The organism is Microbulbifer maximicatervae (SeqCode) (assembly GCF_052467305.1).
The window spans coordinates 3,449,898-3,475,776 of the sequence record NZ_CP174306.1 but is presented as its reverse complement, the minus strand read 5'-3'; the positions used below and the strand labels follow the sequence as shown (position 1 = coordinate 3,475,776).

16 protein-coding genes are annotated in these 25,879 nt (G+C 42.6%); 11 read left to right on the top strand and 5 right to left on the bottom strand.

Features of this window, described 5'->3' with window-relative positions:
* Nucleotides 1–377 precede the first annotated feature (377 nt).
* The 3 genes from ACJJI4_RS15150 to imuA all read right to left on the bottom strand — a co-directional run bounded on the left by ACJJI4_RS15150 (nucleotide 378) and on the right by imuA (nucleotide 5,865).
* The gene (locus ACJJI4_RS15150) at nucleotides 378–3,554 is read right to left on the bottom strand and encodes an error-prone DNA polymerase (protein WP_444925678.1); all 3,177 of its coding nucleotides are present in this window, start codon (nucleotides 3,552–3,554) and stop codon (nucleotides 378–380) included.
* Nucleotides 3,555–3,630: 76 nt separating this feature from the next.
* Nucleotides 3,631–5,136 (bottom strand): Y-family DNA polymerase, encoded by a 1,506-nt coding sequence (locus ACJJI4_RS15145; RefSeq protein WP_444925677.1) that lies wholly within the window; start codon nucleotides 5,134–5,136, stop codon nucleotides 3,631–3,633.
* A 21-nt stretch (nucleotides 5,137–5,157) separates the two neighbouring features.
* Nucleotides 5,158–5,865, bottom strand: coding sequence for a translesion DNA synthesis-associated protein ImuA (gene imuA / locus ACJJI4_RS15140; protein WP_444925676.1), 708 nt, complete (start codon nucleotides 5,863–5,865; stop codon nucleotides 5,158–5,160).
* 206 nt (nucleotides 5,866–6,071) lie between these two features.
* On the opposite strand from imuA, the gene dcd reads away from it, so the two are divergent.
* The 6 genes from dcd (at nucleotide 6,072) to ACJJI4_RS15110 (ending at nucleotide 14,442) form a co-directional block, all read left to right on the top strand.
* Nucleotides 6,072–6,641, top strand: coding sequence for a dCTP deaminase (gene dcd / locus ACJJI4_RS15135; RefSeq protein WP_282933840.1), 570 nt, complete (start codon nucleotides 6,072–6,074; stop codon nucleotides 6,639–6,641).
* 33 nt (nucleotides 6,642–6,674) lie between these two features.
* Nucleotides 6,675–7,883 (top strand): BaiN/RdsA family NAD(P)/FAD-dependent oxidoreductase, encoded by a 1,209-nt coding sequence (locus ACJJI4_RS15130; protein ID WP_444925675.1) that lies wholly within the window; start codon nucleotides 6,675–6,677, stop codon nucleotides 7,881–7,883.
* Between the two features lie 713 nt (nucleotides 7,884–8,596).
* Nucleotides 8,597–9,403: a TnsA endonuclease N-terminal domain-containing protein gene (locus ACJJI4_RS15125; protein WP_444901101.1), complete on the top strand. Its 807-nt coding sequence runs from the start codon at nucleotides 8,597–8,599 to the stop codon at nucleotides 9,401–9,403.
* Between the two features lie 2 nt (nucleotides 9,404–9,405).
* Entirely contained in the window at nucleotides 9,406–11,550 is a 2,145-nt protein-coding gene (locus tag ACJJI4_RS15120; RefSeq protein ID WP_444901102.1) for a TnsB C-terminal domain-containing protein, read from the top strand.
* 59 nt (nucleotides 11,551–11,609) lie between these two features.
* The gene (locus ACJJI4_RS15115; RefSeq protein ID WP_444901103.1) at nucleotides 11,610–13,004 is read left to right on the top strand and encodes an ATP-binding protein; all 1,395 of its coding nucleotides are present in this window, start codon (nucleotides 11,610–11,612) and stop codon (nucleotides 13,002–13,004) included.
* Between the two features lie 22 nt (nucleotides 13,005–13,026).
* Nucleotides 13,027–14,442, top strand: a complete 1,416-nt coding sequence (locus ACJJI4_RS15110) for a TnsD family Tn7-like transposition protein (protein ID WP_444901104.1) — start codon at nucleotides 13,027–13,029, stop codon at nucleotides 14,440–14,442.
* 9 nt (nucleotides 14,443–14,451) lie between these two features.
* Here ACJJI4_RS15110 and ACJJI4_RS15105 read toward each other — a convergent pair whose 3' ends face one another.
* The gene (locus ACJJI4_RS15105; protein WP_444901105.1) at nucleotides 14,452–15,564 is read right to left on the bottom strand and encodes a hypothetical protein; all 1,113 of its coding nucleotides are present in this window, start codon (nucleotides 15,562–15,564) and stop codon (nucleotides 14,452–14,454) included.
* A gap of 366 nt (nucleotides 15,565–15,930) precedes the next feature.
* On the opposite strand from ACJJI4_RS15105, the gene ACJJI4_RS15100 reads away from it, so the two are divergent.
* The gene (locus ACJJI4_RS15100) at nucleotides 15,931–16,494 is read left to right on the top strand and encodes a 3'-5' exonuclease (RefSeq protein WP_444901106.1); all 564 of its coding nucleotides are present in this window, start codon (nucleotides 15,931–15,933) and stop codon (nucleotides 16,492–16,494) included.
* 403 nt (nucleotides 16,495–16,897) lie between these two features.
* On the opposite strand, the gene ACJJI4_RS15095 is transcribed toward ACJJI4_RS15100, so the two are convergent.
* A complete protein-coding gene (locus ACJJI4_RS15095; protein ID WP_152454492.1) occupies nucleotides 16,898–17,641 on the bottom strand; it encodes a transglutaminase-like domain-containing protein in 744 nt (247 codons plus the stop codon).
* Nucleotides 17,642–18,632: 991 nt separating this feature from the next.
* Between ACJJI4_RS15095 and ACJJI4_RS15090 the strand changes: the two genes are divergently transcribed.
* The 4 genes from ACJJI4_RS15090 (at nucleotide 18,633) to ACJJI4_RS15075 (ending at nucleotide 25,548) form a co-directional block, all read left to right on the top strand.
* Nucleotides 18,633–19,964 (top strand): TolC family protein, encoded by a 1,332-nt coding sequence (locus ACJJI4_RS15090; RefSeq protein ID WP_444901107.1) that lies wholly within the window; start codon nucleotides 18,633–18,635, stop codon nucleotides 19,962–19,964.
* 14 nt (nucleotides 19,965–19,978) lie between these two features.
* On the top strand, nucleotides 19,979–21,328 hold the full coding sequence (locus tag ACJJI4_RS15085; protein ID WP_444901108.1) for an efflux RND transporter periplasmic adaptor subunit: 1,350 nt from the start codon (nucleotides 19,979–19,981) through the stop codon (nucleotides 21,326–21,328).
* A gap of 13 nt (nucleotides 21,329–21,341) precedes the next feature.
* Entirely contained in the window at nucleotides 21,342–24,479 is a 3,138-nt protein-coding gene (locus tag ACJJI4_RS15080) for an efflux RND transporter permease subunit (RefSeq protein WP_444925674.1), read from the top strand.
* 457 nt (nucleotides 24,480–24,936) lie between these two features.
* Nucleotides 24,937–25,548 (top strand): cation efflux transmembrane domain-containing protein, encoded by a 612-nt coding sequence (locus ACJJI4_RS15075; RefSeq protein WP_444902624.1) that lies wholly within the window; start codon nucleotides 24,937–24,939, stop codon nucleotides 25,546–25,548.
* Nucleotides 25,549–25,879: the final 331 nt, after the last annotated feature.

Sequence of the window (25,879 nt, the reverse complement as noted above, 5' to 3'; positions counted from 1 at the left end):
GACAATAACTACTTCTCCAATAAGTGACTTTATTGCCCTTCTGCTCGCCTAATCTCAGGCCCCGTCATTGGAAATATTTTGGACGACCTGTGACGCTTAGGGGAGTGTGTGGTAGCAATAGTAGAAGTTTATGCCATGTCCACTTCATTTCTTGAGGTTTGCCAGGTTTTTTAATGTCTCCAGAATAGCCTTTTTAGTATCATTGATCTTACCGTAGAATATTCCTATATAGGGTCAAATCTGTACGAAGTTTTTCAGTTTAGCTTAGAGTTGGAGTACTTCAAGCAGTTGTTCTTTTTCTCATCACCAGCTGAAGTGGAGCCGTTTGAGTGGGAGTTGCTCGATGAAATCTCTGGAGTGCGTCTAGATGAAGTTTTTTAATGAAAATTTCTTGTCTTCTGGTAATTTTTTTCATTGATACTTAATATTCTTCTGGCGATGACATGGGTGGTCTTATAGCTGTTGTTATTGGCCTCTTTAGAGATTTGTAGCTCCCCATGAACAATCAATATGCCTCCATGGATAATCTCTGCTTTATATAAGGTTTGATAGGCCTCATAAATCACTACATTTATGCAGCCTGTTTCATCTTCCAGGGTTAAAAACATCACTCCAGATGCGCTTCCGGGCCGTTGTCGGCAAGTTACCAGTCCAATGATGTCAATCTTTTCTTGATCAAGACGGTAGGTAAGATCCTTTGCCTTAGTATATTTCTGAAATTTCTTTTGCCTTCTTAGTAGTGCGACAGGATGTTCGCCTAGAGTTAAGCCTGTACTGCTATAGTCAACATCGCTACTGTCTTTTATATAATTTCGCGGTAAAAATTTTGTCTGTGGCTTGCTGCAATCGGTTTCTATAGAAGTCCAACTGTCGTTATGGCGATTTCGAGTCAAGCTGATAAATGCATTAGCCTTAGTAAGGCAGGAAAGCTGCTCATGGTTTAGCTTTAAAAGTTCTTGAAATTGTTTTATAGATTGGACTTTTGCATCCGCTCTAAGCTTTAGGATAGCTTTCTCTGTGGTTTCTTTTAGCCCTTTAATTAGACGCATGCCCAGACGTAAAGCGGGAGTTTTATTGCTGAATGCTGAATTTTCCTTGGACGGCATTGCCGGCGTATTAACTTCTGTTTTTCCTTTAGTATCGTAATTTTTTGAGGAGGCTCTTTGTTGAGGTGAAGAGAGCTCTTGTATCTCCAAACTGTGATCCCAATAGCTATAAAGTACATCAATAGGCAAAACCTTAACTCCGTGGCGTTGAGCATCATAAACTAGCTGTGCCGGCGCATAGAACCCCATCGGTTGGCTGTTGAGCAGCCCACAGTAAAAGGCCGCTGGATGATGGTATTTAATCCAGGCGGAAAAATAGGCCAAAAGCGCAAAGCTTGCGGAGTGAGATTCGGGGAAACCGTAGGATCCGAACCCCTTCATCTGGTTGAAGAGCTGCTCAGCAAAACTTTCCCTATAGCCATTACTTTGCATTCCCCGCACAAGCTTATCCCTGAATTTATACAAGTCCCCATTTTTTCCCCAGCTGGCCATGGCTCGGCGAAGCTCATCCGCTTCACCGCCGCTAAACCCTGCTGCAACCATCGATAGTTGAATAACTTGTTCTTGAAATATAGGAACACCGAGAGTGCGCTCAAGCACTGGGCGTAAACTGTTATGAGGGTAGCGCACGGTCTCCAACCCCTGCTTGCGTTTCAAATAAGGGTGTACCATGCCGCCTTGAATTGGTCCAGGGCGGACAATGGCGATTTCTATAGTAAGCTCATAAAAATTTCGAGGTTGTAATCTTGGCAACATGCTCATTTGAGCGCGAGATTCAATTTGAAAGACTCCAACGGTATCGGCCCTGCACATCATTTCGTAGACCTGTGGATCTTCGGCGGGAATATCCTGCAATCGCAATTTGGGGCCGTATAGAGCAATATAATTCAGGGATTTACGCAGTGCAGTTAGCATACCCAGCGCGAGTACATCGACCTTCATTAGTTTTAAATCTTCGATATCCTCTTTGTCCCATTGGATTAGAGTGCGATCCTCCATAGCGGCATTTTCAATTGGAACCAGCTGGTGTAATGGTTGTTCTGTAATAACAAAACCGCCTACATGTTGCGATAGATGTCTTGGAAAACCATATATTTGCTGCAGTAACTGTGGGAACATTTTTCCTACTGCGCTGCTCGGATCTATTCCCACTTTTTGCATCTGCTGGGGGAAACTATCTAGAGTGTCCCACCAGGCGCGTTCAGCAATAAGTTGTTCTATTGTGGCAGCGTTGATACCAAGGGCTTTGCCGATATCCCTTACGGCGCTTTTAAAGCGGTAGGTGATCTTACTAGCGGTAAGTCCAGCTCTTTCGCGGCTATATTTTGTGTAAATATACTGAATAACTTCTTCACGTCGTTCGTGTTCAAAGTCTACATCAATATCTGGGGGTTCATTACGTTCCCGTGAGATAAACCGTTCAAATAGCAATCCAATTTTATGAGGATCTATCTCTGTGATGAATAGGCAGTAGCAAACTACTGAATTGGCTGCGGAGCCACGGCCCTGGTACAAGATATGATTTTCGCGGGCAAACTGGACTATATCGTAAATGGTTAGAAAGTAATGCTCATATTGCAGTTCTGCTATTATTGCGAGTTCTTTATTGATAATCTCATCAATTCTCTTTTCAGGACCCTGTGGCCAGCGAGCAGCCCTTCCTATTTGTACTAGCTTTTTTAAATAGCTGCTCGCATTACTTTCTTGAGGGATAACTTCTGATGGGTATTCGTAACTGAGTTCGCTCAAGCAAAAAGTACACTGTTTGGCAATGAGGTTGGTATTGTCTATAGACTCTTTGGAGTGTAACGACTGGATATCACCTAAGTTGCGAAGATAACGTTCAGCATTTTGCTCAATACGATACCCTAGATTATCCAGGGTACAGTTATGGTAATTTGCGTTGAGTACATCTTGTAGTGGCTTTCGGCTATAGCAGTGCATCAAGACATGATTGGTTGCAACCAAGGAAATATTCTCTCTTCTTGCAAGCTCACTAATTCTATTGGACTTAAGGCTTTCCTCTGCGTGTAGGTGATTGTTGATGGCAATGTAAAGCCGTTCGCTGAAGGTTTTCTTGATTTCTTCAGGTATTTCTATCTTATTAAAATTTGGAATCCAGATGGCAATTAGGTTTTTGCATAACTCTACCAGGTCACTTTGATAAGTAATGTAGGTTCCTTTTTTTGCCCGTAAGCGTGATTTTGAAATTAACTGGCAAAGCTCGCTGTAGGCAGTTTTGTCCGGAGCCAGTAGAACTATTTCTATGTTGTTATGGAGCCGGAAATAACTGCCAAAAATTAGTTTAAACTCGGGGTTTTTAGAGTCTGTAGACTTGATGGTTTCAAGTTCTTTATAGGCTCTAACGGCTCCGGAAAGGGAGCATTCATCGGTGATAGCAAGGGCTGTATATTGCAGGTTGTAAGCAGTTTGGACTAATTCCTGCGGATGCGATGCCCCCTGCAGAAAAGAAAAGTTGCTTTGACAAAAGAGTTCGGCGTACCTCATGCTGATTCTCTCGGCGTCTATCTGTTGGTTGTGATGGGGTTGGGATTTTGGTGAAGATCAGTATTAAGAAGGGGGTTTAGCTATAAACGCCATGTAAAAACCACTCTTCGGTTGTAAGATCCTGAAAGACCCAGTAGAACTCATCTCTTTTATTTTTTGCGATATAGTAATCCCGCCCGTGACGCCCGTGCTGCCACCAATAGCCATCAATTCGCTCTGGCCCCTGTAATAGGTGTAGCTCTCCCTGATAAAATAATTTGTGTTCGCTACTTTCCAGTTTGGTTGGATGAGCTAATAGCCAGTTGGGGCGCGGTGCTTGGATGGGCTTAATTTGCTGTCCCTTAGCGTTACTTTTAATTATCAGGGTATCTGTATTTTGCCAGGCCTGCTCTGGTAGGTAGCTTTCTTTTAGGGCAATTCCCGAGAGTGCTTGATGACCGAGGCGGGCTTTTAATTTGTCTAATAGCTGTTGATTGCGTTTATGTTGGCTGCCTTCAGCAAATAAATCTTCATCCAGTGATCCCTGCTCCAAGGGGATTAAATGCTTGCAATTTAAGCTAATGGACTGCACTGGATGATCAAGAGTTACTCTTTCCATTTGCAGCTTGGTTAGTGCTATTAGGCGTTGAGGATCCAACTGCGGAGTGGAGAGTTCTACGGTTATTTCCTGAGATTTATTTTGGCCGAAATCCATATGCCAATTTAACTGTTGTGTGTAGAGCTGGCGTCGCTGCAACTGGGAGCATAATTCCCTTAGTAGGCGACCGATAGGAAATAGCAGTTGTTCGCTATTATCCAAGGGGCTGGGGAAAAATAACTCGCTGCGGAATTGTGCAGGGGGCTGATAACTACAGACTGGATCTTGGCGAGTTCCGTTCAGGCGTGCCAGGTAGTCCACAAATGGGCGACCAAAACGAGAGCCTACCTCAGAGAGTGGAATAGCGAGCAGCTGGCTTACTCGCTTGATACCACATGCGTAGAGCTTGGAAATAGTTTTGTTGTCGCAACTAAGGAGCTTGGATGGGGCAAAGCTAATCCACTGTCTCCACTGCTGAGGGCTGGGCGGAGAATCTGATTGCGCAAGCCAGTGCCGGTGTTCGGTCAGTTGGCTTAGCATATGAGCTGCACTGGGGCTGTGGCCGAGGCCCATCAGGCTGTGGATTCCCATCTGCTCAAGCTCATCGCTCAGCTGCTGTATCAATGCCTTGAAGCCACCGCTGGCCTTTAGGCAGCCGCTCAGCTCCAGGTAGAGGTGGGCGGGAGTGCTCTCACCATTGCTCATAGGCCCTGCGGACTGAGGTGATACAAGTGGTGTAAAGCTGTATGCCCACTGGGCCAGTTGCTGTAACTCTTGTTGTTCCCGCTGGGAATCGCGTTGTAGCAGCTGTAAATCTGCACAGAGAGCAGACGCAGTGGCAATACTGAGTCCGGTCTCAACGCCGCATTGGGATGCCGCTGGGTTTCTATCAATCACCAACTGTTTTTCAACCACAACTTGGGGTAGAGCCTCTTCTCCTTGTTGCTGAGCGCGGGTCAGAACTTCTAACGGAAGCCTGGGGAATTGAATACAAAGCCATAGCATGGAGCTACCCCTTGAAACCGTTCAGTGCATAGGTTGGTCCCGTCGCACCAGTTTTGCTGCTCTTGCCAAATAGAGGTTTTGGCCAGAGTTTCCACCCAATTGTTTTAAAAGCCTTAGCACCAGCTCTCCTTCCCTGGGTGTGAGCTGTAGGCGTAAGCTCGCGGGTGAGGGGTTTGCTGTTTCACACTGAGGGCGAAAGTGGAAGTGCAGACAGTCCCCATTGCGGGCAGCGAGCTGCAGGCGACGAAGATCTTTATGGTTCAGGGATTGCCGCCCCTGCCAGCTGAGTAAGGCACCACAGCTTCCGGACTGTAGGGACTGCTCGATCGCCCAGAGAGTATCCTTGGGGCCTCGGGGGTGCAGGATCAGCAGGTTCTCAAGGCGGATACCACTGTTGGCCAATGAGGGCGCATAGGGGATATGGGGTGGATTGATCAGTATGACCATTTGCCCCCTCTGAGTGAGGCCTGCCAGGGCCGGTAGTATTAAGGTGAGTTCACCGATACCCATCTGGTCCATGAGTAGCTCAGTAGTGGCCCCTCTTGGCCAGCCGTGGTTCGCTAGGAGGGCATCGAGGCTTGGATAACCACTGGCGATGCCGTTTCGCTGTCGTCGGGGTTCATTCGCTGCTTGCCAGATGTCGGCTCTGGTGAGTAACTGTGCCAGTTTCTGGTGTTTTGCCTGGCTTTCTAACTGATTGTTTTCTATGAAGTTTTCTGCGCTGCCCACGATTCCACCACTGAATTTTAGTCCGATCTGGCCACTGTCTTCGTCTTAATCTGTATGTGTATACAGTGATACTGTTAATTTATACAGTATCTATCCAGTGGCAACAAGTGAGAATTCATTGGATAGGCACTTTTTTGCACAGCCTAAACCGGCTATGATTCCGCCTCTTTAATTGAGCACTAATTATTCTATTCAGGGGGGACGGAGTGAGTATCAAGTCCGACAAGTGGATTCGCCGCATGGCAGAGCAGCACGGTATGATTGAGCCTTTTGAGGCCGGTCAGGTGCGTCATAACGATAATGGCGATCGACTCATCTCCTATGGCACCTCCAGCTATGGCTACGATGTTCGCTGTGCTCGTGAATTTAAGATTTTCACCAATGTTCACTCAGCGACAGTTGACCCCAAGACCTTCGATGAAAACAGCTTTGTGGATGTTGAAGGCGACCACTGCATTATTCCGCCAAACTCCTTTGCCCTGGCGCGTACAGTGGAGTATTTCCGTATCCCGCGCTCTGTATTGACGGTTTGCCTGGGTAAATCCACTTATGCCCGTTGCGGTATTATCGTCAATGTGACCCCACTGGAGCCGGAGTGGGAAGGTCATGTGACTTTGGAGTTCTCCAACACCACTAACTTGCCCGCAAAGATCTATGCCAACGAGGGTGTGGCACAGATGCTGTTCTTCGAATCCGATGAAGTTTGTGATGTGTCCTATGCCGATCGTGGCGGCAAATACCAGGGTCAGCGCGGCGTTACCCTGCCTCGCACCTGATCACCGGTCTTACTGCAGTACTATTTCCTACCTATGACAGAGGTTTCTACTAGCCAGCTACCAGAAAGCGTCGATGTATTAGTCATTGGCGCTGGGGCAGCTGGACTAATGTGCGCGGCTACAGCGGGTCAGCGCGGGCGCAACGTGTTGGTCCTGGACCACGCCAACAAAGTCGGAAAGAAAATCCTGATGTCTGGTGGTGGCCGCTGCAACTTTACCAATCTCTACACCAGTGCAGAGAACTTCTACAGTAACAACCCCCATTTCTGTAAGTCCGCCTTGGCTCGCTATAGCCAGTGGGACTTTATTGCATTGGTGGAAAAGCACGGGGTTGCCTATCACGAGAAAACTCTCGGTCAGCTCTTTTGCGACAATAAATCAAGGGATATTGTCGACTTGTTACTGGCGGAATGCCGTGCGGCCAAGGCACAGATCCGCACGCGCTGTAGCATTACTCAAATTCAAGCTCTGGGGCAGGGGTATAAGGTCGAAACCAGTATGGGAACGGTTACCTGTGAATCCTTGGTCGTGGCTACTGGAGGCCTTTCTATTCCCACCATGGGGGCGAGCGGGTTTGGATATGAGATCGCTAAGCAGTTTGGGCTTGATGTAGTCCCAACTCGAGCAGCGCTAGTGCCATTCACCCAGCATAAACGGCAATTAGAGCGTCAGGGTACCCTGCCCGGCACCTCTCTATCAGTGACCGCTTCTTGCGCTGAAGGTAGTTTCCAGGAGCAGATGCTGTTCACTCACAGGGGGCTGAGTGGGCCAGCGGTTTTGCAAGTTTCCAGCCACTGGCGAGAAGGTCAAACGGTAATATTTGACTTGGCTCCAGAGAAAAATCTGGCAGAGTGGTTACCGCTGCGCCGGCATCAGAGCCCGGATAGCCACTTGCACAGCGTTTTGGCTGAGGTTTGGAGCAAAAAGTTAGTACAGTTTTTCCTGCAGCGAGCGCAAATTACCAGCCGCCCCCTAAAACAGTTTGGGGAGGGGGAATTACAGCAAGCTGGGGAAAAGTTACAAAGCTGGAAATTGGTACCGGCGGGCACTGAGGGTTATCGCACTGCTGAGGTAACATTAGGTGGAGTCGATACTGCACAAGTCTCTTCCCGTACTATGGAATGTAAAACCCGGCAGGGGCTTTATTTTATTGGCGAGGTTCTCGACGTAACCGGCTGGCTCGGCGGGTTCAATTTCCAATGGGCTTGGGCTTCAGGTCATGCTGCAGGAGAGGTGGCTTAATGGTGTGCCGGTACAATAAAGTTTGAACACTGTAGAAAAAGTTTGAACACTGAATAATAAAGTTTGAACACTAATTATAAAGTTTGAATATTGCCACATCTGCGAGTGTACTCAGCGGGAGAGGTAGTCGTGCAGCCTATGCAGCTGGAATAAATGAGGATGAATATAACAATATATCCTTCGTTACTAGTTCAAAATCGATAACAAACCAAATCTTATATATAGATTTTAAGTGCAAACTGTTGACTTGAATGCCACCTTTTAAGGCCATCCGTATTTTAAGCCAAGCTCAGAAGTTGTGTAAGGCTTTATATGGCTCATAAAATACTCATTAAATGAGTCATAGAGCCTATTTCTATGACTCACAAAATACCCATTAAATGAGCCATAGAGCCTATTTCTATGACTCATAGTAGATTTACTTTGGCTGAAAATTTTATGAGATATTTTCTTTTTATAAGAAATTATCAAGACAATCCTTAAATCATATAACATAAAAAAATCAGATTTATAATAGGTAGAAACACTCTACGGTTTAGGCATAGCGGTCCTACGAATTTGTAAGATTTGCTAAATTTCATAATGTTTGAATAAGGATGAACACAACCACTTAAATATGACCTCAGTATGTATACTATAGATATCGGATTAATAAATCTTACAGACCTAAGATGTTAATGCTTTAGTCATAAATCAGATTGGGGTGAAAAGTTTTGGCGCGACACAGAAGGTTAGAGAGGCTAACTGATTTTCAAAGAGCTCTGAAAAACAAGTATGGGCTGGGAGCTGGAGAAGAATACAAACCCTGGCTGAGAGTTCAGGATGTTAAATCTAAGGGAAATAGTGGAAAAATTCAGGGCATTAAAGTTAATAGAGAGCATCATACCCTCTCAGAAAACGAAAGCTGTCTCTTCTATCTGGTTGAAAATTGTGATTCAGTAATCGATATAAGGGAACAGTTTCCCCTTCTCCCCTTAGACTTTTCTATCAAGATTGCAAAGAATCTAGATATAAATCATCCAAAAGTGCCTGGTTCTGGATCATACAATGTCATGACTACAGACTTTGTTTTGACTTGCACAGATAAACACGACTTTTGGTATGAGGCTATCTCTGTTAAATCAGCCCAAGAACTATCAATAAAGCGTACAGCTGAAAAATTAGAAATTGAACGTATTTGGTGGGAGCTTCTGGGGGTAAATTTCCATATATATACTATAAATGAAATATCGGTTATTCAATCTAAAAATATTCAGTGGTTTACCTCTGCATATAGACAAGGACGTAGATTTAAGGAAAATATAGAAAAGCAAGCCATAGAGACATTACATGTTGGGATCAATTTAATCGAAGATATATGCAATGGATTCTGTAAAAATTTAGATGTTGAGAACGATGAAGCTTTAGTACTTTTGAAGCATTTAATCGCTATTAAGAAAGTTGAGGTAGACTTAAGTAAACCGATAGTAGAGTCTGGAGTTATAGATATAACAAATATTCTTTCATCAATCGGTAGGTAAAAATGCGAGTTGAACGAAACAGTGTTTGGAGTGTAACTGATATTGATGGGGTTGATAGTGGTGTGTATCGTGTTCTTGAACTTTTTTATGATATAAATATTCTGGTTCTTTTTAATCTTGAAGAATCTGGAGGTTTAAGAAGGCCTATTAAGATTGATAGCTCCAGATTTTTGTGTGCGATTAAAGGAGGAGCTGTGAAAAGAAACTTTAGTCCTCTTCCCTACTATCAGCTAGCTGATGAGGGGTTGATACCTGAAGCTCATATTAAAAAACGTGATAGAAATATTGAGCTGATAAGTGAGCTAATAGAAAATCCAGATTTTCTCCTTGAGATTTCTACTGAAGAAAGAAGCAAAGTTCTGGTAAATCAGGCGAAAAGTAAAGGGGTAAGGGCTCAGAGAATATATAGGTTATTAAATCAATATTGGAGGGGTGGGCAAGAAAGAAATGCCCTCCTGCCTGCTTACAAGAATTCAGGAGGAGCTGGAAGAGTTAGGGTTTCAGGATGTCTTAAACGTGGAGCTCCAGTAAGAATGCTTACACCGAGCATGGAAATATATCAAGGGGTTAACACTACGGAAAATGATAAGAATAATTTTATTTTCGCGATGAAGAAGTATGGCTTGAAAGGGCGTCGAGTTCCATTTAGTCAAGTTTATGAAAAAATGTTGAAGGAGTTATACTCACAAGAACTAATACTGGCAGAGAGTGAATTTAGGTCGCCGAATGTTCCATCATATCGTACTTTTATATATTGGATTAAAAAATTAATTCCAAAAAATGAAATAATCCGAAAGCAAACTACAGCGGGTGACTTTGAAAGAAACAAGCGTGGATTAAGAGGAGCTGCGACAGATCATACCGAAGTTCCTGGAAGTTGCTTTGAATTGGATTCAACGGTACTGGATGTTCATATTGTCTCTGAATTTAGGCGCTCTCATGTTCTAGGTAGGCCTACTGTTTATTGTGTGGTAGATAAAGAAAGCAGGATGATTGTTGGGCTTCACGTTTCTATGGAATATGCTTCTTGGCGTGCAGGCCGTCAAGCTCTTGTCAATAGCTTTACGGATAAGAAAAGTTATTGCTCTAGGTTCGGTATCGAAATCGAAGATCATGAATGGCCTTGCCATCATATCCCCCAGCGTTTGCTTTGCGATCGAGGGGAGTTTATATGTAAGAGCGCTGAAAAATTAGCCGTTCCATTAATCGGTCACCTGAGTATAGCTCCACCTTATCGCGCCGATCTTAAAGGCATTGTGGAACGAAGATTCGAAATTTTGAATAAAAATCTAGTCCATGAATTATTAGGAACAACTAGAGGACATCATTATATTCGAGGTGATCGTGATCCACGTCTCGATGCAACATATACATTAGATGAAGTGACAAAATTACTTATTGATGAAGTTATGGAGCATAATAATTCTCTATTTGACGGCTTAGCTGCACAATCCGTCTTGTTAGTGCAAAATGGATTGGCCCCTACACCGCTTAATTATTGGAATATCCATCTAAAAAAGCATCGACATGCTTTAAGTAGATCAGAGGAGTCCGAAGTAAGGGCTAAACTTCTACCTGCGGTAGAAGTATCTATGACGAGTAAAGGTATCCGCTTAAATGAGGATATGTACTATGAATGTGACCGGGAAGAATTTCAAGAATGGAAAGTGCTTGCCCGGTCTACCAAGTGCTGGAAAATGGAAGCTCGTATCGATCAAGATAACTCTTCATTCATATATGTTCGCCTTAAGGAGCGCGAAGGGTTCACTAAATGCAACTTGATGAAGTTTTCTGCAAGCCTTAGTGATAAACATCAAGCTGATATATTGTATTTTAAAGATTGGAAAAAGAAAGAAAAAAGTAAAAATAAACCAGGTAAAAAGTCTATAGAAAGACATAATAGACGTAAATTAGTTAGCCAAGTAGCAAAAAGTGAAACAAAAAAAGATATACAAGATAAGAGTAAGACTGAGCGAATAAAGGGAATGAGAACACGAAGAAAAGAGGCGGTTCTTGATAGACGAATTGAACACGGTGAATCCATTAGAGAAGAGAAATCAGAAGTATATCCCGATGATCAGAACCTAGAGTCAAAAAGGAAAAATGAAGCTGTCTCATTAATAAAAAGGAAGAGGCGGAACCAGTGAGGGGTGTAAATGATGCAGAGTATAACATTGCAATACTCCCGGAGCATCGGGGGAACCCCTTGATCGAAGCATTACCAAAAAAATTGAAAGATGAGGATTTGGTAGAAAAATTAAGTAGCTATCCTTCATTTTCTGAAAGCGAGAGAAAATTGAGTGCTTTCGAGCGTATTGAATACCTTACAAGAATCGATGAGTTAAGGCAGCCTCTTCCAGTATATCTAGAATGCTTTAGAGCAATTGAAATTGCGATTAAGAAAGGTTATTCAAGCAAGAATCCCCTGTCGCCGACAACCATGAACTATTTACACTACCCTATAGACCAACGATCTAAAGTTGCTCCTAGAACAGGTTATTTCAAATCTAACGGGAGTGGTATAACTTTACTTGGGGAAAGCGGTGTCGGAAAAAGTTGTATGCTAGAGCAGATTTTAAATTGTTTTCCAGAAGTTATTGAGCATCGTAAATACCAAGGTGAGCCTTTATATATTAAGCAAGTAGTATGGGCTAAAGTAGATTGCCCAGAAAATTCGAGTATCAGAGCCCTTTGTCTTAAGATTTTATCGGAAATTGATAGAAAGCTTGGAGGAGAAGAGACTAAGCCAGAAAAAACGAGTGATCTACTTGTTAAGCAAATTGAAGCTAAAATAAAGTCTAGCTTTTTAGGTGTCATAATAATAGATGAAATGCAGCATTTAAATTTGGCAAAAGCTGGAGGCGAAGATAAATTTCTGGGGTTTCTTCATAATCTTATGAATGAATTGGGAGTTCCCATTCTTCTGTGTGCAAACCCTCCCTTTGACAAGTTATTAGGGAAAACTCTAAAGACAGCAAGGCGTGCAGAAAGTCAAGCTTCTTTTACTATGGACTTGATGAAGAATGATGAGGAGTGGAGCATGTTTATTGAAGAACTTTGGGTGTTGCAATGGACAAAGGAAAAAACTCCTTTAACTAAATCTCTTAGTGACAAATTATATGATCTATCTATTGGTAATATGGATCTGGCTGTAAGAATTTATAGGGAATCTCAGCGTTTAGTAATTGGTTCAGATAACGAGTCTATAACGGAATATGTCCTGGAGTATGCAGCAAAGAAAGCTATAAATTTCTCCAAAAAATCTGTAGATGAAGCAAGGATAAATAGGCTTGAAAAATTTCGGCGTATCAGAAGGGAAAAGAGTAATAATAGGTCTAAGGTCGAAACTAGTGAAATTTCATTTAAATCTATAGATACTTCGACATCAGAAGTTATGATTATCCCTGGAGATTTAAATCGCCCCCAGCACCATGAGTTTCATCAGAAGCTATCTTACTTACAATCTATTGGTGACTTAAATGAACTTATTAAAGATCCAGACTTGATAAGGCGAGCATCTATTTCAGAGAATCCTGAAGCTGAGTTAAAAAAAATGGGAGTTTTATTTAAAAATCCGATCAAGCATCTATCCTCAAAGTAAGTTTCACCCCATATGTGGCAATATGCTCCTGCCCAAAGCTTTTCCTGATGAACTTTTCTTTAGTCGAGTTATTCGCTTTGCTACTATTTCTGGATTAAAGGGTAAAGAGTTTAATAAAATATATCTTGCTGAGGAGAGGGCCTCCATACACCCCTTTTTGACATCGAATCTAAAAAAACTTTCAGCCCTTACAGATGATGAACCGTACGAAATTTTATTTGGTCAGACATTGGCTCCAATATATATATTTTATTTGCCTAAGTACTCAAATAACATAATAAAATTTATGTTGAGTAATGATAGCGCGAGATCAATAAGGGAAAGTCAGCTCCCATCATTTGGTGCAGGTTCTTCGCTATGCTTGAAATGGTGTCAAGAGTGCGCCTGTAGCGATATAAATCAATATGGAGTTGCTTATTGGCATAGATCGCATCAAATCCCTGGAGTCTCTTCTTGTGGTATACATCCAGTTCTCTTAGAGAGAATTGACTTACATAATCGTCAACGAATTAGCCTTGGGATGTTACCATCAGTAACCTGCCGTGCTAAAGAAGCATCTAGTGTTGAATATAAAGTAGGTAAGTTTGGATATGATCTTTTAAGAAAGATCAAATGGCCTATTCCGTTAATAGATATTTCTTCAAAATATCGCTATAAATTGCAAAGTATGGGCCTGGTAACGAATAGTGGCCGTATTAGGCGTCTAAAATTAATGCAAAATTTTTATGTATTTTCACAAAACTATCGACCATTTTATAATAGCTCGCTCCCCAAATCGTCTGAAGACTTCAGATATATTTCTCAACTTTTAGTCCCAGGAGAAAACCATAATCCCTTCCAGCATATTTTTTTCTCAAGCTGGCTTTTTTCTACCTTCCAGCAATTATTAGAGGGTCATAATAGTGTAGAGTTTGAGTTTAAGACCCGTAAAAAGGAATTTGCTAAGAGGACGAAAAGGAGGGAGAGGAAATGTGTTGAGCTTCTACGAAGCAGGTCGCTTAACGAAACTTCTAAAATTACAGGAAGAAGTAGAACTTATCTGAAAAGACTTGCAGCGCTCCACAATATCCCCTTGAATCTTAAGCCGCGAAAAATATCTAAGGCCTGTATAGATGAAATTATTCGCCTAGGGTATACAAGGATGAACCGGCATCGAATAGCTACAATCTGCAAAATTGGTGTAGGATCAGTAGAGCAAGTTATCTCAACTCACCCTGAACTAGTAACTTATCGTAAACGATGCCATATGGAGTCAATGCGACGTCGCTATAGACTAAAAATTCTTAAATATTACAAATTACACCCTAAAGCAATTCGTAAAGATATTAAGTTTCACTGTAATAAAGCCTTTTATTGGTTGTATTTATATGATCGTGAGTGGCTAGAGGTTGCTCTACCTAAACCTCTAAAGGCTAAAGGGAGGTATCCTAAAAAATAGAGGAAATATTTATTCATTGAGAGGTGCAGGGAGGCCTAAGGGATGTTTATAACCATACTTCTTGCGGAACTCATACCTTTGTATATTTAGCCAAGTAATGGTGCACCTTTTTGTAAAATCAATATAGTTATTGCTGTTAATTACCATTCTTGAATGATCGCTTTCACGAGAACTAGCTATAACGCCTGAAATTGAACAATCAGTGAAAGAATCTATATTCCATCGGGCACAAGATGCGCAGGTTTCTTTTTTATCTTTAAGTACAGGGAACTCCATTCCCCATTGTCTAACTTTTATAATTTCAAGATCTTCTTTTTCGAAGTTTTTAATGTTTTTGTAGTTTGATTTTAATTCTTTGCTGTACACATCATAAAAGCTCAATAGACAATACCTCTTTAATCTTGCTCTTAAGAGGTTTAGGTCGCCCGTGGGTTCTGCTAGTCTCCTATCAGAAAACCTTTCAATGTAATCTTTCTGATAGGATAAAGTCTGAACAAAATATTTTATGTAGCTTAATTTTGCACAGGGAGAAAAATAAAGTTTCCACTTCTTTATGGGGTCCAGATAATATTTATTGCTGTCTACTTCTGAAGTTAAGTGTTTTATTGAGTTGGATACTTTCTCCCAGTTAGCCGATAAAACACTTAAAATCACGTTTTTAATTTTGTTTTTTACTGAAGGAGTTCTTTTGATTTGCCATAACGGACAGTTATGCTTTTCGCAATATGATATATATAACCACTTGCTTTCGAAAAACGCATGACCCTGATTTGCAAGTTTTTCTTCAATACACTTTTTACAAAACTTAATAGGTATTCGTTTTCCAGTAAATTGCCCATGAGAGTAGTTAAGAATTTGTGGGAAGCCTTTAAAATGTGTAAATCTATTTCTGCTAAAAGTGTCCTCTGTTCCGATAGAGTAAGTAGAGTCAAAAATATCAATCAGTACTTTCTCGGGATAAAAAGTGAAATATTTTTTGGCTGTATCCGGAATTGAAGGGTACTCTCTCCATCCACCCCCGCCAGCTATTAAGCTATTTATATTCCGAAACCCAGCTTTTATAAAAACTCTTAATATAAAGGAATGGATGGATTCATCCGGCTGTTGCAATGCTCTAAGCATGGTTATACCATATTGTCAATATAGAAATATTGTGTGGATTGTAGTTTCTCTATCTAGCTTGCTGATAAGTTTTTTCTGAGAGCTATAGAGTTTCATAAATATACACACATATATTTTGAAATGCCTATTATTTTTTATGAATACCTACTGACATACCAAGAAATCTAATATTTAATAATTAAAAGTACTTAAAGGACATGTTATTGTTTCCATATAGTATATCCCTTGAAAAATTTCCAATACTCTATTGAGCCACGTCAATTGATGTCGGGCTCATTCTCAATATTTCACTCTGTTTATATGTATATTATAATTTTTGTATGCTAATGATTTTTTTCATTTTTAAAAAATACTATAGGGTTTAGCATGGTTTTTCAGAATTGCTTCAATGGTATTAAGCGCCTGCTGATTGTAGATCTTGAGGCAACTTGTTGGAATGATCGCCCACTATCTGTTGGGGTAATGGAGGTCATTGAATTCGGACTTGTACTGACTACTTTGGATGGTGACATCTTAGCTAGTCATAGTCAATTTGTTAGACCAGTGATTAATCCGAAACTTAGTAAGTTTTGCAGTGAGCTTACAGGTATCAAAAATAGCATGGTGGCTAGTGCGCCTGATTTTAGAGAAAGCACGAGTCTCCTTAACCTATGGTTATCTCATTATGAGTATCAAGCCTGGGCTAGCTGGGGGGAATACGATTGGAAGCAGATCAAAGTAGAGCTGACACGGCACGGTTGCGCGCCAGATTTTTTTGCTAAACCGCATATCAACCTGAAAGCAGTATGGCAAGAAAAGACAGGTAAGAAGCGTCGTTCAGGACTTGGATCTGCTCTACAGTCTCTCGGTATTGTCTTTGAAGGTCAGCAGCATCGCGGTGTGGATGATGCACGTAATATTTCGAGAATACTTCCTTACTTGACTATTTAAAAAATGTATCGTTGGTTTGATTCGAATAGGTGATGTACTTATTATAAATATAATTTTGATTGTATAAGAGGCTTAACCTCTGCCTTTCATGTCATAGAAATTTGTGTCATCTATTCATAGATGGCTATTGTATTTTATGACTCTTAATCTTTTATTGCGGGAAGATCAAGAGTACTCGATTTAATATTATTTAGATACTCCACTTTGATTGGTTGTTGATATGAAAGTTAAATTAGTTTATATGATTATGTAACCCTGGGTTTGTTTAAAAAGATTGTTTTATATTTTCTGGGATTCATTAGGGATATCGTATCTAAAGGAAATGATGCCCACCATATCTCCTATAGTGGCAGTTAAGTTACATATTTAGATCTCAAACTAGAGCTAGAGTTGGTATACTTTATCAGCTTAATTCTAAGGTATTACATTTACCTAAGCCCTTTGCTCGAATCCGTTTAACATTGATATTTATTAAATGACGGATCACGAAGCGAAATAGTAATTTCTTAATGCCAGTTAAATTACTTCCATAGAGCAGATAAAAATCATCAGGTTGCGTATAAACTCCGAAATCGTCTGCGATACCTTCTTTCTGTATAAATGTATCTTTATCCTCCCAGTCAATGGGTGGGTTTTGTAGGCATTTTGTGGCAATACCATAGCCTTTAAACTCAGAGCATTGGTTACGAAACCCTTCTTGGACTTTGTTCAGGTATGGGCGGTCGATAATATATCCTTCAAGGTTGATCCACCTATCATTTGAATATACTTCCACCCAGCTGTGGATAATTCGTTCAGGTACGATATAGAATAGATAACTAGGTATAGCACCTTTCTGAAGGTCTTTAAAAATAGTAAATCCATGAATGCGTGTAGGAATGCCAACAGCGCGAAGCAAAGCCATTAGCAATGTTCCTTTAGTGTTACATTGTCCGTACCCGTCTTTCAGTACCCTGCTAGCTGGAATACGATCATCACTATTGTAACCAAATAAAATATCATCACGAACAAACTTATAGATGGCACCAATGGCGTCATACTGAGATAGCTTACGCCATTTCTTATTTTCAATTAACATCTGAATGGTTTTATTCTCAAAGTCAAGCATAGGGGTTTCTGATAAGTATTCACGAGTAAGTGTCTTCATTCATTTGTTCTCCAAGGTAAGTTATAATGTGGGCATATTTAAACTCTGCCCTCTCGTATAATTGAATAAACTTCCTAAGACTTCACGAAAGCTCTCTTATCAAAATCATTCCTAAATGAATGTCGCATAGACTTTTATTTGGGTCGCTTATTCAAAGTTAACCCCCCACTTTCACGCAAGGTTAACGGTAGCTAAAAGAAATCGAATTTATCCAATGACTTTAACATTAGTATTATGGTCTCGCATCCTGATTAATTGAAGAATATAGCCCTTCTAAAGCTCTACCTTACCAACTAAAATTCCGTAGACTATGGGGCTGATAGACCCCTTACTAGTGTAAGTGTCACTATCTGTAAGTCGAGCCTTCTAGAGGCTGACTCCTCACTTGGATAGAAGGTGTGACCAAATAGATACTTTAGGATTAATGATAACTTTAAGGCAGTGAGCTTAGTTGAGGCATTTGGATTTACTTGCTAAAATCGCAGTCAGTAGATTCTGGTCTCCCTGTAACCTTTATGAATGTAGTTCGACTATCATTTTTGTTGATTGTACTTATGGTCTTTCAGACCGCAGGTGCATTCTATGATAGCCATGAAGAAGTTCAGGAGGTAACGAATCACCTGTCTCTACATCATGATGAAGATCTGCTCGGAAATTTACCGTTTCAACCGGACAGTTCCTTTTCTGATTTAAGTTTACAGGCCCCCTCCAGTGGGGATGAGACTGACCAATCTTCACTTCTTCTGGATTTATGTAATCACTGCTGTCATTGCCATGGAAGTACGTGTACCGTTCTGGTAGGTCAATCACTACACTCTACTCTGAACGGAATCGTGAATTATCGAGAATTCGGCAATACACGTGTTCCCAGTGGTTATTTTACGCCTCTACTCCGCCCACCTATAACCCAAGTCTGATTGCTCCAATACCGCGCGAGTAAGGAGAGCTACTAGGCCCCTTGCGCGAATAAAAACTGACTTGGGAGATACCCATGGATTTTTACTGCACGCTCACTGAGAGTGTGATTCGTCGTCGTGCCATATTCCAGTTGATGGTGGCGATAATGTATTTAGCTGCGCAATCAGTATCCGCGCAGGAGGGGGATTTACTGACATTACCGGATGCGATTGAGCTGACGCTCGCACAGAATCCGGAGCTTGCGGTATTCCCATTACAGAGAAGAGGTCTAGATGGTGCTGAAGAGACAGCAGCACTTAGGCCTGCGTTAAGCCTAGGAGGTGAGGCTCAATACAAGAACTTTGGTGATGGTGGCTCCAATAATGCGCCAGATCCCGAGGATGATGCCGACAATGAGCTTGAATTGACGGTAACTTTATCGTCCGTAATTGAGCTAGGGGATAAACGTAGAGCTCGAATAGATGTAGTCAATGCCCAGCGTAATTTACTGATCGCGGATGAGCAAGCTAAGGCGCTAGATCTTCTGGCAGAAGTTATCCGTCGCTATGCTCAGGTTCTTGCTGCCCAGGAATTAGTCGTATTGGCTGGAGAGAAGGTATTACTCGCACGTGAAACGCTAAGCGCTGTTAGCGCCAGAGTCAGCGCTGCTGCTAGCCCGGTTTCTGAACGCCTACGAGCGGAGTCCGCCCTGGAAAAAGCAAACCTCGCTAAGCAGACGGATGAGAGCATGCTAGTGTACTACAGGCATGCCTTATCGGCTCTGTGGGGACAGCCGAGTATAGATTATCGAGTAGACTCCAGTGAGCTCTATCGTTTTGAGCCCGGAGCTAGTTTTGACGAACTTTATGCGCGTGCACAGGAAAACCCAGCTATAGCGCGCTTTGCTTCCGAAGACCGTCTTAGAGCCTCACAGCTTCGCCTCACCCAGTCCAACTCTAAGCCTGATGTCGGGTGGTTTGCAGGTCTTCTCGTGAATCGGGCTGTTGACGAAACTACTGCTTTAGCTGGTTTCGAAGTTCCACTCTTTACTGCAAAACGCAATCGTGGTACCGAGCTAACAGCAATGACTGAGTTGGATGAGGTTATGCTCCGTCGCGAGGCGGCATTACTAAAACTTTATCCTCAGCTATTTCTTGCCGTTACCAGTCGCGAACTGGCCTTGGCTACTGTCTCCAGTTTGCAGGATTCTGTAATCCCTAAGCTTCGCGAGGCATTGGCTGAAGTAGATCGTGCCTATCGTCGTGGCCGGAGTTCTTATCTTGACTTAATTGTTGCTCGGGAAGAGTTACTTGATGCTGAACGTGCACGAATCGAAGCAGCGCGGTCTGTACTTCTTTTCGGCGCTGAGATTGAGCAGCTTACAGCAGGGCCTTTAGGTTCCGAGAGTGTAGGAAACGGAAAATAATTTTGGATTTAGATATGAGCAGATTAAGTAAAGTAATTCGCCTGGCAATATTATCCATATTCCTCATTTTCTCTGGATTTTGGATTGCAAGCCTGGGTCATGCAAATGGTGGTTATGATGAACATGTTAAGCAAGTTGAGGAGCCGGGCTCCAATAATAGCCATGATGAGCATGATGAACGGGAAGAGAAGAAATTCTCTAGTCATGGACATAATGATAACCATGGCGGACATGAAGACCATCGGGAGGAAAAGGGCCCCAATGGTGGCCGTTTACTGACTGAGGGGGATCTAACGGCTGAGTTGCTTATTTATGAAAGTGGTGTAAAGCCAGAGTTTCGAGCCTGGATTTCTCTGAATGGTAAACCTTTAGAGAATGCTCGTGTTTCCGTAGAGCTTGAAAGACTTGGCGGAAAAGTGGATCAAATACCCTTTGCCTGGGAGGATAGTGTTGGGTATTACCGCGGTGAAGGCGTAGTAAAGGAACCTCACTCCTTTGATGTTGCCGTTTCTGTTTTTTACAACGGGGAGCGCACAAGTTGGGATTATGAGTCCCATGAAGGTCGAGTGCAGATCTCTGAACAAATGGCAAAAAAGGCAGGCATTAAAACTGCAATTGCTGCTCCAGGTATAATTAAAGAAAGCGTTACCTTATATGGTAAAACTGCGATAGATCATCGTAACCTCAGTCATGTGCGTGCACGTTACCCAGGAACCGTAATCACTGTTAATAAAACGCTTGGCGATTTGGTAGCGAAAGGGGAAGAGCTTGCTACTATCGAATCCAATGACAGCTTGCAAATTTATCCACTGGTCGCTCCTATTAGCGGTCAGATAATTGATAAGCAAGCCAGCCAAGGTGAATTCAGTGGCGAACGGGTACTGTTTACCATAGCTAACTACGACCAGCTGTGGGCTGAGTTGCAAGTATTTCCGATGCGTCGCGATCAGATCAAATTAGGCCAACAGGTTTCAATTACAGCTGGTGACCGTTCTTTTGACTCAACTATCACCAGCCTTGCTCCGAGCAGTAATGGTCAGCCCTTCGCGATTGCAAGAGCGGTGATTGAAAACCCCAATGAACTCTGGACTACCGATCTAATGGTCCAAGGCCAAGTAGTAACCAATGAAAAATCTGTGCCTTTAGTGGTCGAGAATCGTGCGCTACAACCTTTCCGCGATTGGACGGTGGTATTTATCAAAGTGGGAGAAACCTATGAAATTCGTCCACTTAAACTGGGCCGTAGCGACGGCACTGTTACCGAAGTGTTGAGTGGTCTCAATGTGGGTGATCGCTATGTCACCGAGAACAGCTACCTGATCAAAGCGGATATTGAAAAGTCCGGCGCTGAACATAGCCATTAAATGAGGCCAGAAGATGATTGAAAGTATACTGCGCTTTTCAATTGAGCGGCGCTACTTTGTACTGTCCCTGATCTTTGTATTGGTGGGCCTGGGGGTTTGGAGTTATCAGAGACTTCCAATTGATGCGGTTCCAGATATCACCAATGTTCAGGTACAGATTAATACCGAGGCTCCTGGTTATTCACCTTTAGAGGCGGAGCAGCGGATTACTTACATTGTGGAGGCGGCACTCGCGGGCTTGCCTAATTTAGAATATACCCGTTCGCTCTCTCGCTACGGTTTGTCCCAAGTCACTGTTGTTTTTAAAGAGGGTACAGATCTCTATTTTGCTCGGAACTTAATTAATAGCCGTCTCAGTAGTATTAAAAGTCATTTGCCTCCGGAGTTAGAGCCTGAAATGGGTCCTATTGCTACCGGACTCGGTGAGATTTTTATGTATACCGTGGAGGCTCTGCCTGGCGCCACCCAGCCCAATGGGCAGCCTTACGACGCTACTTCACTGAGGGAAATTCAAGATTGGATTATAAAACCGCAATTATCCTTAGTCCCCGGAGTTACTGAAGTTAATACCATCGGTGGCTATAACAAGCAGTATCACGTAACACCTGAACCCCGGCAGATGCTTAACTTTGGCGTATCCATGGAAGATATCGCCCTAGCGCTGCGTCGCAATAACGAAAGTCGCGGCGCTGGTTATTTGGAGGAGAATGGACGGCAACTTCTAGTGCGCTCACCTGGGCAGTTGCGAAATATTGCCGAAATTGAGGATGTGGTAATTACCAGTCGCGCCGGGGTGCCGGTTAAAATTTCGGATGTGGCCGAAGTGGCTATTGGAAAAGAGCTTCGCACCGGTGCAGCCACTCGCGATGGTGAAGAGACCGTATTGGGTACAGCCATGATGCTGGTCGGGGAAAACTCCCGGGAGGTAGCTCGAAGTGTGGCGGAAGCCTTAGAGCGAATAAAATCAACCGTGCCAGAAGGTATTAAGGTAGAGGCGGTTTACGATCGGACCACTCTGGTAGATAAAGCTATCGCTACAGTGCAAAAAAACCTTGTTGAGGGTGCGCTGCTGGTTATCGTGGTATTGTTCTTGTTGCTGGGAAATATTCGAGCTGCCTTTATTACTGCAGCAGTAATCCCGCTTTCCATGCTTGCGACCATTTTCGGCATGGTGCAAACGGGTGTTTCCGCCAACCTGATGAGTCTCGGAGCTCTTGACTTTGGCCTGATTGTCGATGGGGCCGTGATAATTGTGGAGAACGCGATTCGCCGACTTGCAGAAGCCCAGCATCGCAAGGGAGGCAAGCTGCCCCTACAAGAGCGTTTGGAGCTAGTATTCCAAGCTACCAACGAAGTGATTCGCCCAAGTTTGTTTGGTGTTTTGATCATTACCGTGGTGTATATCCCCCTATTTTCGCTTACAGGTGTGGAAGGGAAGATGTTCCACCCCATGGCTGCCACTGTAGTGATGGCATTACTCGCTGCATTGGTGCTTTCTTTAACCGTTGTGCCTGCAGCAGTTGCCGTTTTCCTGACAGGTAAAATCAGTGAAAAAGAAAACAAAGTTATTGTTGCGACCAAATCTTTATATAAACCATTGTTGATTGCTGCAATGAAAGTGCGGTGGTTAGTACTTTCTGGGGCTCTTGCATTAGTACTGTTCTGCAGCTGGCTTGCAACAACACTGGGCTCTGAATTTATTCCTCAGCTCAATGAGGGTGATATCGCACTACACGCCCTGCGTATTCCTGGTACTGGTTTAGAGCAATCTGTAGAAATGCAAAGCTTGTTGGAGCAGCGTATTAAGGAGTTTCCCCAGGTAGATAAAGTATTCGCAAAAATTGGTACACCAGAAGTAGCAACAGACCCAATGCCGCCAAATGTAGCCGACAACTTTGTGATTCTGAAACCACGTGACCAATGGCCTGATCCGAAATTGCCCCAGGAACAATTGGTTGCTGAAATCGAAAAAGCTGTGCGTCAGTTACCGGGAAATAACTACGAGTTCACCCAACCAATCCAAATGCGTTTTAATGAACTAATTTCCGGTGTACGTGCAGACCTAGGTATTAAAGTATTCGGTGATGATCTGGATCAGCTGGTGGCTTCTTCAAATGAAATTCTCGGTGTGTTAAATGGAATTGAGGGTGTTGCTGATGCTCGTGTAGAACAAGTGGAAGGTCTACCGATTCTATCAATAGTGCCAAAGAGAGTCGCACTCGCCCGCTATGGAATAGATCTGCAAACCTTGCAAAATTTGGTTTCAACGGCTATTGGAGGGGAAGAGGCTGGACTGATTTACGAAGGCGATCGCCGTTTTCATCTGGTAGTGCGTCTGCCGGAAGGCTTACGACGAGACTATGAGAACCTTGGGGATTTACCTGTTCCGTTACCCACTGATAGCCAATTAGGTAGCTATGTGCCCTTGTCAGAAGTTGCTAACTTGGAAATGACCCCTGCCCCCAACCAGATTAGCCGGGAAAATGGTAAGCGCCGTGTTGTGGTAACGGCCAACGTCCGTGACCGTGATTTGGGTTCCTTTGTTGAAGAGGCGAAGGGTCGTATTGATCAGCAGGTCTCTTTGCCTGCAGGTTATTGGCTAGTATACGGCGGCACTTTCGAGCAATTGGAGTCCGCCAGTACTCGCCTCTCGATAGTGGTTCCACTGACACTATTGGTAATTCTGGGGCTTCTGGTGATGGCCTTTGGTTCATTCAAGGATGCCTTAATTATTTTCAGTGGAGTACCCCTCGCGCTTACTGGAGGTGTCTTGTTCCTATGGTTGCGCGATATGCCTTTATCTATTTCTGCCGGAGTAGGATTTATTGCACTATCTGGTGTGGCGGTGTTAAACGGTTTGGTAATGCTCTCCTTCATTCGACAACTTCGACAGCAAGGTGGTGAGTTGCTCACATCTATTATCGATGGCGCTATGATCCGCCTGCGTCCAGTATTGATGACTGCGTTGGTTGCGAGTCTCGGTTTTGTTCCTATGGCTTTGAATGTAGGCACTGGAGCAGAGGTTCAAAGACCACTAGCTACGGTGGTGATTGGAGGCATAATTTCTTCTACTCTCCTAACCTTGTTTGTACTGCCATTGCTTTATCGGATAGTGCATGGAAGAGAGGGTATATCAAAAATAAAAACATAATTTACGATGCTCACCTTTGCCTATATTTAGGTAGGGGTGGGCAAAATTTTAATAAAAATATTTAAGTGTGCGCTGGTTCATTTTTGAGTATGAAAGAGATGGATACGTTTGATATTTACATTAGATAAGTAGAAAATAATAGATGTTTCTATTGTCTCAATAGAGTGACGGGGTTTTAGTGTGTAGGTTTAGTATGGGTTTACTGCTTGCAGATTTTTATTCTGGTTCAAAGGCAGCCTTTATAGATCCTAAATAGAGTGGACAGAAGTGCTGGTGCCCTTGATTTCTGATTTTAGTGAATTATAATTTTACTTCTCATGAAGTTGACTTATAAATATGATCTGAGTTTTTTAAAAAAGACAGGAACTAGCCTTGAGCGAGACTTTGAAGTAAGTAATTGTTGATATTTAAAGCATAAATATCCCTAAGTGGAGTTCTGTTTAGAGAGGGCGTGAATATGTCTGAATGTGGTTGCGGTTTAGAGCAAGCAGATAAATTAGAGAGAAGCACTTTAATGGTGCTGCTAGTGATCAACGCAATTATGTTTGTGCTTGAATTAACTCTTGGATGGTTTGCTCAGTCAACAGGATTGATTGCAGACTCTCTGGATATGTTAGCTGATGCTGCTGTGTATGGGATTTCTTTATTTGTTGTAGGTAGAGGGGTTATATATCAAGCAAAGGCAGCTAATGTCAGTGGAATAATTCAAATTATATTGGGGTTGTGGGTGTTGTATGAGATTTGTAGGAGATCGCTTTTTGGCAGTGAGCCAGAAAGTATACTGATGATATCAATAGGGGCCTCTGCCTTGTTAGCAAATGTTGTTTGCCTCCTAATAATATCTAAGTATAGGGAAGGAGGGGTACATATGAGAGCTGCTTGGATTTTTTCAGCCAATGATGTTGTAGCAAATTTAGGAGTGATTATGTCAGGTCTACTAGTCGCGGTAATCGATAGTCGTTTCCCTGATCTTGCTATAGGCTTAATAATTTCAGCTGTTGTTATTCGAGGTGGTTTTTTGATTCTTAAAGAGGCGAGAGAGTCCACTCGAAAAGCCAAAATATCCTAAGTGACCTTAAGGTTTTAATAGTAATGAGTGATATCAGCTTCTTAGTGGCTTGTCTAAAATAGTTTGTAGATCAATGGAAGTCTTACCTGAAGATGCTTGTCACTAATTTATGAGAGCAAAAGATGCAGTGATCCCTTAAGGCTTGAGTTGGCGAACTTATGAGTGCTTTTCTCTCATAGAGCAGTTTTGTGTATCCATTTTAGTGCGTTATGACATGACGCACTTTTTTCACTTTTGACCTAGATGGTCTAGGCAGAAATTTTATTATTATATACTGCCGAATATTCCCTTACAGCCTCCAAAGGACCTAGTCAAAGTATTGTTGGTGTTG